This window comes from Pedobacter antarcticus (genome assembly GCF_900103515.1).
GTDB lineage: Bacteria > Bacteroidota > Bacteroidia > Sphingobacteriales > Sphingobacteriaceae > Pedobacter > Pedobacter antarcticus.
The window spans coordinates 535,692-547,955 of the sequence record NZ_FNGZ01000003.1; the positions used below are offsets into that span (position 1 = coordinate 535,692).

General features: G+C 40.6%; 10 protein-coding genes. 1 reads left to right on the forward strand and 9 read right to left on the reverse strand.

Annotation, left to right across the window (positions count from 1 at the left end):
- Positions 1-3 precede the first annotated feature (3 nt).
- The 6 genes from BLR53_RS09625 to BLR53_RS09650 all read right to left on the reverse strand — a co-directional run bounded on the left by BLR53_RS09625 (position 4) and on the right by BLR53_RS09650 (position 5,393).
- Positions 4-960 (reverse strand): transketolase family protein, encoded by a 957-nt coding sequence (locus BLR53_RS09625; RefSeq protein WP_037439863.1) that lies wholly within the window; start codon positions 958-960, stop codon positions 4-6.
- Between the two features lie 103 nt (positions 961-1,063).
- A complete protein-coding gene (locus BLR53_RS09630) occupies positions 1,064-1,909 on the reverse strand; it encodes a transketolase (protein WP_037439840.1) in 846 nt (281 codons plus the stop codon).
- Between the two features lie 28 nt (positions 1,910-1,937).
- Positions 1,938-2,414, reverse strand: a complete 477-nt coding sequence (bcp, locus tag BLR53_RS09635) for a thioredoxin-dependent thiol peroxidase (protein WP_037439838.1) — start codon at positions 2,412-2,414, stop codon at positions 1,938-1,940.
- An 86-nt stretch (positions 2,415-2,500) separates the two neighbouring features.
- Positions 2,501-4,222: a M23 family metallopeptidase gene (locus tag BLR53_RS09640; protein WP_074589196.1), complete on the reverse strand. Its 1,722-nt coding sequence runs from the start codon at positions 4,220-4,222 to the stop codon at positions 2,501-2,503.
- A gap of 6 nt (positions 4,223-4,228) precedes the next feature.
- Positions 4,229-4,840: a fumarylacetoacetate hydrolase family protein gene (locus BLR53_RS09645; protein WP_074589198.1), complete on the reverse strand. Its 612-nt coding sequence runs from the start codon at positions 4,838-4,840 to the stop codon at positions 4,229-4,231.
- Between the two features lie 91 nt (positions 4,841-4,931).
- Entirely contained in the window at positions 4,932-5,393 is a 462-nt protein-coding gene (locus BLR53_RS09650; RefSeq protein WP_074589200.1) for a T9SS type A sorting domain-containing protein, read from the reverse strand.
- Positions 5,394-5,677: 284 nt separating this feature from the next.
- Between BLR53_RS09650 and BLR53_RS09655 the strand changes: the two genes are divergently transcribed.
- A complete protein-coding gene (locus tag BLR53_RS09655) occupies positions 5,678-7,630 on the forward strand; it encodes a KUP/HAK/KT family potassium transporter (RefSeq protein ID WP_037439829.1) in 1,953 nt (650 codons plus the stop codon).
- Between the two features lie 7 nt (positions 7,631-7,637).
- Here the strand turns inward: BLR53_RS09655 and BLR53_RS09660 are convergent, their stop codons facing one another.
- From BLR53_RS09660 to BLR53_RS09670, 3 genes are all read right to left on the reverse strand, one after another.
- The gene (locus BLR53_RS09660) at positions 7,638-8,513 is read right to left on the reverse strand and encodes a hypothetical protein (protein WP_037439827.1); all 876 of its coding nucleotides are present in this window, start codon (positions 8,511-8,513) and stop codon (positions 7,638-7,640) included.
- A 134-nt stretch (positions 8,514-8,647) separates the two neighbouring features.
- Complete coding sequence (locus BLR53_RS09665) at positions 8,648-9,811, reverse strand: ATP-binding protein (RefSeq protein ID WP_051759780.1); 1,164 nt, start codon at positions 9,809-9,811, stop codon at positions 8,648-8,650.
- Between the two features lie 445 nt (positions 9,812-10,256).
- Positions 10,257-12,218, reverse strand: coding sequence for an amino acid permease (locus BLR53_RS09670; RefSeq protein ID WP_037439825.1), 1,962 nt, complete (start codon positions 12,216-12,218; stop codon positions 10,257-10,259).
- Positions 12,219-12,264: the final 46 nt, after the last annotated feature.

Consider the following 12,264-nt stretch of genomic DNA (forward strand, 5'->3'; position numbering starts at 1 on the left):
TCACTATTTTTTACGTTTAATTACTTTTTGGACAGCTTCGACAATATTAATAGTGTCAAGGCCGTATTTGGTCATCAATTCATCAGGAGTACCACTTTCACCGAAACTATCATTTACAGCTACAAATTCCTGAGGAGATGGCAATTCAGTGGACAATAAGCGGGCCACACTTTCACCCAGTCCACCAAATTTGTTATGTTCTTCACAAGTTACCACACATCCCGTTTTACGCAACGATTTTAGAATAGCTTCTTCGTCAAGGGGCTTAATTGTATGAATATTAATGATTTCGGCATCAATACCCATTGCCTCCAGTTGTTCACCTGCTTCAATTGCTTTCCAAACCATATGTCCGGTTGCAATGATTGTTACATCAGTACCTTCGTTAACCATCCAGGCTTTACCGATTTCAAATTTTTGATCAGGATCAGTAAATACAGGAATGCTGGGTCTTCCAAAACGCAGATAAACCGGACCTTCATATTCAGCGATTGCAAGAGTTGCGGCCTTAGTCTGGTTATAATCGCAAGGATTAATAACAACCATACCTGGTAACATCTTCATTAAACCTATATCTTCCAGAATCTGGTGGGTTGCACCATCTTCACCTAAAGTTAATCCAGCATGGGAAGCACAGATCTTTACGTTTTTATCTGAGTAAGCTACAGATTGTCTGATCTGGTCATAAACACGGCCAGTAGAGAAATTAGCGAAAGTTCCGGTAAAAGGAATTTTTCCACCGATAGTCATACCGGCTGCGATACCGATCATATTTGCTTCCGCGATACCGATCTGGATAAATCTTTCAGGAAATTCGTTTGCAAATGCGTCCATTTTCAATGAACCTTTTAAATCTGCACACAAAGCAACTACATTCGGGTTTTTCTGACCGGCTTCATGCAGACCGACTCCAAAGCCGGAACGTGTGTCTTTTTTCTCTGTATAAGTATATTTTTTCATTAGAATCTTTTGTCTTAAGCGTGTATGATTTATCGTCATCTCATCGCTTTGGTGAGCATAAAATCTGAATCCTTCAGGGATACATCAATAGTTTTTTAAAAGATTAGTAATCTCCTAAAGTTTCTTTATTCTGGTTCAGTGCAGAAGCAAGCTGCTCATCATTTGGCGCCGTACCATGCCATTTATGTGAACCTACCATGAAATCGACACCGTGTCCCATTTGTGTGCTCATCAAATTTAAAATCGGTTTACCTTTACCGGTAAGTGATTTAGCATACTCCAGAGATTTTACGATATCTTCCATGTTATTTCCATTGGAAGTAATTACATGCCATCCGAATGCTTCAAATTTGGTTTGCAGGTTTTCCAGGGAAAGAACCTGTTCTACCGGACCGTCGATCTGTTGTCCGTTATAATCAATAGTGGCAATCAGGTTGTCAACTTTATTGTGTGGGGCAAACATAATAGCTTCCCAGTTCTGACCTTCCTGTAATTCACCATCGCCATGAAGACTAAAAATCAGGGAGTGATCTTTATTTAGTTTTTTAGTTAATGCAGCACCAATTGCCACAGACATTCCTTGTCCTAATGAGCCTGAAGCAATTCTTATACCGGGTAAACCTTCGTGTGTTGTTGGGTGACCCTGAACACGTGAATTTAATTTTCTGAAAGTTGCAAGTTCTGCAATCGGGAAATAACCCGAACGTGCCAGTACGCTGTAAAATACAGGGGAAATATGTCCGTTAGACAGGAAGAATAAATCTTCTCCTGCGCCATCCATGTTAAAATCCTTAGAATGGTTCATGGTTTCAAAATACAGTGCAGTTAAAAACTCAGCACAGCCCAGTGAACCGCCCGGGTGACCTGACTGACAGCTGTGTACCATTCTGACGATATCTCTTCGTACCTGAGAAACAATGTCCTCTAATTCATTGATTGTATGTTTCATTTAATTGGGATTGTTTGACTATTTATAATCATGCACCTGCGGGCTGGTCCAGAAGTGCCAGAACCTGTGCAGTTGCATTTTTCGTATCTACTTTTTGGATAATATGTGCGATAGTACCGTCTCCGGAAATAATAAAGGTTGTCCTGTTGATACCCATATATTTTTTGCCGTACATGTTTTTTTCACCCCAGACGCCATAGGCCTGAACCAGTTGCTGATCGGTGTCGGCAAGCAGGGGGAAGGGAAGCTGATATTTTGCTGCAAATTTTTGGTGAGAAAGTTCAGGATCGGTACTTACACCGAGTACAGCTATGCCTTTGGACACTAAACCGGCGTAATTATCTCTGAAGTCACAAGCTTCGGCTGTACAACCAGGAGTATTGTCTTTAGGATAAAAATACAATACCACAGTTTTTCCCTGGAAGTCTTTCAGGCTAACCTGATTTCCATCCTGGTCGGCCACTTTAAAGTCCGGAGCCTTCTGGCCCTCTGTCAATATATTCATCGTCTTTAAATATAACTAATTTCTCTATACAAGGACTTACAATGCCCCCGATTATTACAATAACGCGTCAAATCCACGTATAATACTTAACGATAAAAATTCGCGGTATAGGTTCTGGAGTTTCCTTTCATATCTTCCACAATCAGTTTAAAATCGTGTTTACCGCTGGCTGTGCGCTCATCAAAAGTATGCCAGAGTGTCGCTGTTTTCGTGTCGAACTCCATTAAGACCCATGCACCATCAATATAGCCATTAAAGCTTTTAATGCCGGAAAGATTATCCCTGAGTCTGAAATTCATCCGGGCAATTCCCTTCATATTTTTGCCTTCAGCAATGTTAAGCGGTGCAATCGTGGGTGCTACAGTGTCAACAGCGATATAATAACTTCCAAAAGCCCGTGGAGTTCCTTTTATATAGCCCTGATCGTAAACTCCGCCCTGTGATCCGCCGGAAGTACTTACAATCACAGCCTTATCTTTAAGCATACCCATGTCTACATCCGGTTTAATCCAGAGTTCAAACCCCGTATGCAGCGGAACCAGGTTATTATGGATCTGATGTATTCGCGAATAGGCTCCCGTAGCTGGTTTGGGACGTACTTTATAGGTAAGTTTCAGATCATTGTAAAGTGTGCCCTTAGCCAGGCGAAGCTTCATTCCTTCGGCACTGAAATCATTATCTTTTCCATATGACATTGATACACCTTCAGGCGCTTCAGGTGTTTGAATAGCAGACCTTCCGTCAGATCTGATCTGGAAGGCTAATATACTTTCATTACCTTTCGCATCACTAACCAGGTATCTTACCTGATGCACATTGGTATCTCCAAGCAGTATCCGGCCATTATTAATCAGGCTGCTGTAGATCTGCAAAGGATTTCCAGGGTCAACAAAGCTTTTTTGAATAGTTCTGCGAGTTGTCATGAAGGCAGGATAATCAATATGGGAATTAATAGCCTTACTGTTCTCAAATGCAAAGCGTTCTACAGCAGAAGTGTAAATTATTTTACCATCCAGCTCCAGTCTGATTGCATAAACGCCATTGTTGCCCGAAGCACCATTGTGGCGGTCATTTGCAGAGATTCCGAAACCAATTTCTCCACTTACCGGTACAACAGTTTGCTGCGTTAGTTTATAACTTCCATTTGCACCCGTTATAGGCAATCCCTTTTTCGGAGTAAATTCGTTAAAAGATTTTTGATTTGTTTGATAGACGTATAATGCCGAAATAACAGGTGGGATATTATCTGGAACCTGAATACCGAATAATTGCGGATTAATGGTCTGCTCTGTTTTACTGTCTCTGATTTCGAAATGCAGGTGCGGCCCGCCGGAACTACCCCGGTTACCAGAATAAGCTATGATGTCTCCCTTGTGTACCGGGAAAGCTGCTGCATCCGGAAATTCATCCAGTTCAAATGTCTTTTTCTGGTATTCCAGGTCCTTCACAGCCCGATCAATCTGAGGCGCGAACCTTGACAAGTGCCCGTATACTGAAGTGTATCCGTTAGGGTGTGTGAGGTATAACGCCAATCCGAAACCGCTATTTTGTACACGCATTCTGGAGACATAGCCATCAGCTATCGCATACACCGGATAACCTTCCCGCTGATTAGTCCTAAAGTCCATTCCCGAATGAAAATGGTTACCCCGGATTTCTCCGAAAGAACCAGAAAGTGCGACGGGTGTAATATCAAGTGGCTGACGGAAATCTACCAGGGGGTATTTGTTGTTACTGTATATCTGCTGTGCTCCGGCGGAAAGGACCGAGAGTCCAAAGCAGAATAATAGCAATCCTTTTTTTATCATCAACACTTATTTAATATCAAAATTCAGAAATTGTTCATTTGCCATCCAGGCTTCCAGTTTGTCACCTTTTTCTACGCGACCTACACCTTCCGGGGTGCCGGTAAAAATCAGATCACCTTTTTTAAGCGTGATATAACCAGATACAAATGAGATGATTTTTTCAAATGAAAATAAGATATCACGGGTATTACCATGTTGGCGGGTTTCTCCGTTAATTTTTAATTCAAAATCCAGGTTTCCCAAATCTTCGATTTGTTCTTTAGGGATAAAACGGCTCAGGGCGGCGGAGTTGTCAAAAGCTTTAGCCAATTCCCAGGGTAATCCCTTTTCTTTATGCTGTGCCTGGAGGTCTCTTGCTGTGAAATCTATCCCAAGACCAACCTCATCGAAATAGCTGGCAGCGAATTTCTCGGCAATATGTTTACCCTCTTTACAGATTTTTAGAACTACCTCAAGTTCATAATGGATATCACTGGAAAAATCAGGAATATAAAAAGGACGGTTATCTTTAAGGACTGCGGTATCCGGTTTCATAAAAATTACCGGTGTGGAAGGAACGGGATTATTGAGTTCTTTAGCGTGGGCGGCATAGTTGCGGCCGATAGCAATTATTTTCATGTGCGGATTATTGGATTAAAAATAAGCATACAGGATGCCTCAACCGTAAAAGTAAACGATATCCATTAAAAAAAAGATTGCTTCCCGAAAATTATAATACGGAGATCCGCTTCACGACGGTTTCTGAACCTGCAACAAAACGCAGAAAATAGATTCCACTGTTCAGACGGTTGGGAATAGTGAAGGTTTTGGTTTGCTCTCCGGCGGAGAGACGTTCATTAGAAAGAGTAACCACTTCATTACCGAGCAGGTCCATAATCTTTATGGTCAGATTACTTTCGCGCTCCAGTCTGATAGTCAAGTTAATCTGGTCATCAACCGGGTTAGGATAAACTCTCATCACAGAGAGGATCTTATCCTGTTTGCCATTTTGCTTATTGGAAGAAACTACGCTGTTATTGGGGTTGAAGGACGAACCAGGCATATAGCTGGGTTTGTAACTAGGAACATCACCTTTAATTTGCGGGGTTTTTACAATACGTTTGTATTTGGCATTATTTGATATACTGTCAGAACGCTGGGCAAAAACAGAAACGCTGCACAGTACACTCATGCATGTAATGCTGAGTATATAAATAAGTGAGACCGTTTTAGTTTTTATGTTCATCTGTCGCTTCAAAAGTAGAAATAATTCTACAGAATAATCAAAGATTCAGGCATAAGGACAATATTTAACACAATTTAACAGTTGTTGCTGTTTAAATCATACTCAATGCTATTTTTAACCTGTCAAATTTATATTCGGCGCTGTCATTTGTGTAAATCTATAATAAATGTTACACATATTTAACAGCGCCTTAATTTACTTCGAATATTTATAATATACAATAGAAAAAAGTGTCAGATCAAAAGAATTTAAGCAAACTCTCGGCGGCAGGCCTGCTTATCAGTTTAGGAATTGTGTATGGTGATATCGGTACATCACCCTTATACACACTACGGGCAATATTTAATACCGTCAGTGATGGTGGTCAGCAAATCTCTACAGATCTTGTACTGGGAGCGCTTTCCTGTATTATCTGGACACTTACCCTGCAGACTACAATAAAATATGTAGTAATTACGCTCCGGGCAGATAATAAAGGAGAGGGCGGGATCTTCTCTTTATACTCACTTGTCCGGAAAAAAGCCAGGTGGCTTGTTATACCTGCAGTGATCGGGGGCTGTGCATTGCTGGCAGATGGAATTATTACACCTAGTATAACCGTCACAACTGCTATTGAAGGACTTCAGGTTAAGTTTCCACATGTGCAGGTTATTCCTATCGTCTTAGTTATTATTACCCTTCTTTTTATAATTCAGCAATTTGGAACCAGCCTGGTTGGCAAACTTTTCGGGCCGGTCATGTTTCTTTGGTTCACTGCTTTGGGCGTATTAGGCGTTCATTACGTGGTACAGGATTTCACTATACTGAAAGCCTTAAATCCCTACTACGCCGGACACCTGATTGTGACTAACCCAATGGCACTCATTATTCTGGGAGGTGTATTTCTTTGTACAACGGGGGCAGAAGCGCTTTATTCTGATCTCGGGCATTGTGGGAGAAAAAATATCAGGGTCAGCTGGATTTTTGTGAAATTAACATTGATCATCAATTATCTGGGGCAGGGGGTATGGCTGTTGCAGCACCCGCATTATGATAAAACACTGAATCCTTTCTATGAATTGGTTCCTGCACCCTTTCTGTTATATATGGTGGCGCTCGCGACTATTGCAGCAGTTATAGCAAGCCAGGCAATGATCACCGGATCATTCACCTTAATTGCGGAAGCCGTAAGACTTAATTTGTGGCCTAAAGTCAGAATCAATTATCCAAGTAATCAGAAAGGACAGATTTATGTGCCTTCAATTAACTGGTTACTTTGTGCCGGGTGTATTACTATTGTATTGATCTTCAAAAAATCCATTAACATGGAAGGTGCTTATGGACTGGCGATCAATATGACCTTTCTGGCCACCACTATTCTTGTTGCAGTTTATATGCGAACGAAAAAAGTACCACGATATATTATCGCTATCTTTCTGTTAGTCTATGGGATGCTTGAACTGGCTTTTCTTGCGGGAAATATGACTAAATTCTTTCATGGCGGATTTGTTACCGTGCTGATCGGAGCGACTTTATTCACGGTAATGTGGAGCTGGTTTGTATCCAGGAAGATTAAAAACAGGTTTGTTAAATATGTAGAGATCGAAGACTATTACCAGCTGATTTCAGAATTAAGCGATGATATCAGTGTGCCGAAATATTCATCACAGCTTGTTTATCTGACCAGTGCTAATTTCAAGACCGAAATAGAATCCAAGATTATTTACTCCATAATTCAGAAAGAACCAAAGCGTGCCGATATTTACTGGCTGGTTCATGTCGATGTTGTTGATGAGCCTTTTACAAGGGATTATAAAGTGGAGTTTCTGATACCTGGCAAATTAATACGGATTGATTTCCGATTAGGGTTCCGTGTGGAGCAGAGTGTAAATCTGCTGTACCGTAAGGTGATTGAAGAACTGGTGAAAAACGGAGAAGTTGATATTACCAGTCAATACACTTCTTTAAACAAACACAAGATTGCTGGTGATTTCCGGTTTGTGCTGCTGGAGAAACATTTATCGCGCTTCTCCAAATTGAGTTTCTATGAAAAAACGATTATGAACTATTATTTCATTCTTAAAAAATTAAGTCTTTCAGAAGAGAAGAGTTTTGGCCTTGATTCCAGTTATGTAGATGTAGAGAAGGTACCGCTCATTTTTGTAACGCCAGATGATATTGAACTCAATAGGCTGCCCGTGTAAGTGCACGTTAATTTTTCTGTGAGAAATCGAATTTCTTTGCGTGGGCTTCTTTAATCTCTATTATTATGACGCCATAGGCGGCTTTAGACCCGTAAACTGCAACTGCTGCTTTTGCATCTTTTAATACTTCTAGTTTCTCTATCCATTCTGGTGGTATCTCCTTCATTCTCGAGACATCGATGGTACAGCTATCCTTACCGGCATAGACCACGAGCAAAGGCTTTTTATCTAAAGCTACAGTAGATACTCCGCCTAACCTAATTGTAATCACAGTAGTCAGCTTAACTATTATGTTATCATTTAGAGATGTCTCCACCGCGGAATAGCCATCTAATTCGAAAATAAACGGAGCTGCAATGTCCTTATTAGTTGTACCAATCTCAAATCTACCGGTGCTGTCTGTTATGGCCAGCACGTTTTCGAAATGTTTTTGCCTGACCTTTACTCCGGTCAAAGGTTTCCCAGTGAAATTATCTACTACCATTCCGTTAAGAGTATCTCGTACTACGGATGTTTTTGCCACTGAATCTACCGAAACCGGAGCCGAAGCTGCCATTTTATCAGCGTTTACTATTAGTGGTTTCAGGTTTTGTGCCTGTGCCGGGGTAATTATTGCGGCACCCATTGCCAGGGGCATCAACCAATGCCACCTTAAATCTGAAGAAGGTTGTACCAGTTTTCGATTGAGCTGAGTGGAAAGCAGACGTCCGCAGACATTTTCCTGTTTGTTTTTGAAAAACCGGAGCAGTTCCGCATCGGATTTGTCAGTGAGATCCAAAATGGTTTTTTCACAGCGATCACAATAACGCCCATCGTCTGTTTGTTTCATGTCATTCCATTGTTCTAAACAGGGCTCGGCTAATACTAATTGTAGATCTTTCATAACTGAAATTTTTTTAACAACGATTTACCCAAAATACACTTTTTCACGATATCTTTTACTGAATCACAAATGTTTAATGATAATTATCTGATTAAAGAATCTTTTTCAAGAAGGCAGTTATCTCAGCTTTTTCATTATTGCTCGAGCATTTTCCAAGGTAAAACCTGTACGTTACTTCGAATTAAAGCTTGCTCACCACCATACACGAGATGCGGACGAACAGATTGTGGATCTACCAACTCGATAAAATGTTTCAGATTTTTAAAAAGAGCGCTGCCCAATGTCTGAGTAGATTTGATCTCATATACATCAAATGCATTTGCATTTTTAAGCAGAAGATCAATTTCCAGCCCGTTGTGATCTTGCCAAAAATAATAATTGAGATGCTGGTATCGATTCTCATTGAACTTTTGGAAATTAGCGATCACAAAATTCTCAAATATATTTCCCTTGAGTCTATTTATAGCTAATTCTTCAGGTTTACGAATTTGTAATAAATGGTTCAATAAACCAACATCATAAAAATAGAGTTTAGGTGTTTTCACCAAACGTTTATTAAAGTTCTCATGATAAGGGTGTAGTAAGAATACAAGGTAACTACTTTCTAGAACAGACAACCAAGCCTTTGCGGTAGGCTGCGAAATATTACAATCATTAGCCAGAGCCGTCAAGTTCAAAAGTTGCCCTGCCCTAGCTGCGCATAAGCCCAGGAATGTTCGGAAGGTATTTACGTCACGAATATGGATTAACTCTGTCACGTCTTTTTCAATATAAGTACGTATGTAGTTGGCGTAAAAATCCGTTGGATCTAAATCTCTATGATAAACAGCAGGGTATCCTCCCTGAATACAGGCATCTAGATAATTTGCAGGCAGTTTTTTAGCGTGTTCTAATTCTTGGGTGTCTAAAGGCAAGAGTCGAAAGAGTGCAACGCGCCCTGCCAATGACTGCGTAATGTGCTTAAGTAAATGAAAATTTTGTGACCCCGAAAGGATATATTGCCCCATTTCTCCGGACTTATCAACTGCTGTTTGCAAATAAGAAAATAATTCCGGTACACGCTGAACTTCATCGAATATTGTTTTAGTACGATATTGCTGAAGAAAACCATTTGGATCCTCTTTGGCAAAATCCCTATTATCCAGATTTTCGAGAGATAGATACTCATAATCGGGAAACAAGGTTTTAAGCAAAGTCGTTTTGCCAGATTGTCTTGGGCCGGTCACTGCCAATATCGGATATTGTTTAATCCGCGCCCTTATCTCCTTTGCCATCGTTCTCTTAATCCATTCAGACATAACTCAACTATTTAATATTAAATAAATGTAGATATATTTTGGAATATATAATGTTGGATTTTGGATTATCTATATTTTTATTTTGGAATATCTGTATATAAATTTTGAAATATCAGGAGTCAGCTTTTCTAAAAGTGTACAAACTGTAATCTAATTCCAGTATAGGACACCCGGCTAACGTTAAAGGTTAAAGCGGTGTTGATAGGGTATTGATACGGTGTTCAGTCGGTCATCGGGTATATCAACACCGACTGAATACCCTTTCAACACCATATCAATACCGGCTCAATAGCCTTTTAGTGCAAAGCGAGCTAACCGGTGTAATAACAGGTAAACTCATTTCAGGAATAGGCGACATGATTAAGGTGAGGGCACAAAAAAAGGATGCCCCAAGCTGATTGCATCCTTTTTTTTGTGCCAGTAAGAATGGCATAGTCCAAAAATATTACTGTTTTTCCGCTTTATAAGCCGCATTAAGTTTACTGTGCTTTGCTCCGTAAAGGAAGTATACAATAAGGCCGATAAACAGCCAGATCCCAAATCCAATCCAGTTGGAAATACCCAGCTCACACATCATATATAAGCAAGATAGCAGGCCTAATACTGGAATCAGGGATAGGTTTTTAGTAATGCAGTAATAGGTTACGAAGACACAAATAATTAAAAATATATACATTGGAATCTTGTGTTTAAACAAGCCCCATCCGCTTTCTATTTTTTTAGAATCAGCTACCTTGCTCTGGCTTACAAAAGACTGGTATTCTGTTTCTGAAAGTTCTGCCAGATAAGCTTCTGTATCTATACTCTGCTGCGGTAAATGCTGCAATTGCTGATTTTCGCGGATCTGGAGCTGAACATTATTCAATTCATTTTTATCAAGCGAGGTAATAAAGCTTACAGGATCGAAGACTCTTGCCTTATTTGTTACAAATTCTGTGGTTTGTTCTTTAAAGCGTGTGAAGCCCAATACGATCAATGCGATAAAAACCACCGGAATTATAAATTTAGAATTAACATATGGAATTCTGAATTTTCCGCGTTGCACATCCGGTCTGTTCTGTAGCACTAAAACCCCTGCACATACCAGAACAAACGCAAATAAAGTACCTATGGAACAAAGGTCGGTTACGATTGTCAGATTCATAAACAGGGAGGGAACTGCGACTACGAAACCAACTACAATGGTAGCAAAAGAAGGAGTTTTATAAACAGGATGGATTTTACTGAATCTTTTAGGCAGTAAACCGTCACGGCTCATACTCATCCAGATTCTCGGCTGTCCCATCTGAAAAACGAGCAGTACACTGGCCATTGCAAATACAGCACTGACTGCGATAATTCCACTCATTACTTTCATATCGATCTGATCAAACACAAAAGCCAGCGGATCTCCAACAGCCAAAGTATCATATTTGACAATACCTGTCAGTACCAGGGCAATTGCTACATATAAAACAGTGCATATAATAATTGCCCACATCATACCTCTTGGTAAATCACGCTGCGGATCTTTACATTCTTCGGCGGTGGTAGAAATTGCATCAAAACCGATATAGGCAAAAAAGACAGCAGATACTCCTTTTAGTACTCCTGATACACCATTTGGCGCGAAAGGGTCCCAGTTCGCTGTATCTACATAAAACACACCTACGGCGAGCACAAGCATAATAACTGCAAGTTTAACAACGACCATCGCATTACTGGCATTTTTAGATTCTTTCATTCCCCTGTATACCAGCCAGGTAATTAATATAATAATGAAAAGTGCGGGAAGATCAGCGACTATGTGAAAATTACCTATTCTTGGAGCTGTGATCCATGCGTTGTTGGCCAGTCGTGTTGCGTCATCAAGGTTGGCATAACTTTTCCCCGCATTGATTAATGCTTCGGCATGCTGGTGACCGTTATAGGCGCTGAGATAATCCATGGTCATCCAGTCGGGCAGGTGAATGCCCTTGATGCCAAGGGCTGGGATGTGAATGGAAGAGAGTAACCCGGTGAGGTAATCGGACCAGGATATTGCTACTGTAATATTTCCGATAGCATACTCCATGATCAGAGACCAGCCAATAATCCAGGCTACAATTTCACCGAATGCAACGTAACTGTAGGTATAAGCACTACCAGATACAGGGACCATGGAGGCGAACTCTGCATAAGCAAATGCGGCAAAACTACAGGCTATTGCTGTAAAAATGAACAGAAAGATGACGGCCGGGCCACCATCGGCACTGGCCTTGCCAATTGTACTGAAAATACCGGCGCCAATAATCGCGGCGATACCAAAGGCTGTCAGGTCCCTGACGGTAAGCGTTTTGTGTAATGATGACTCGTGGTCACCATAACCTTTTTCCGCATCCTCTAGAATTTTGGCGACAGACTTTTTTCTAAAAAGGTTTTCAAACATAGATGGCGTAATCTTGAGATTGTATGGCTTTTATTTTTTAAGAATT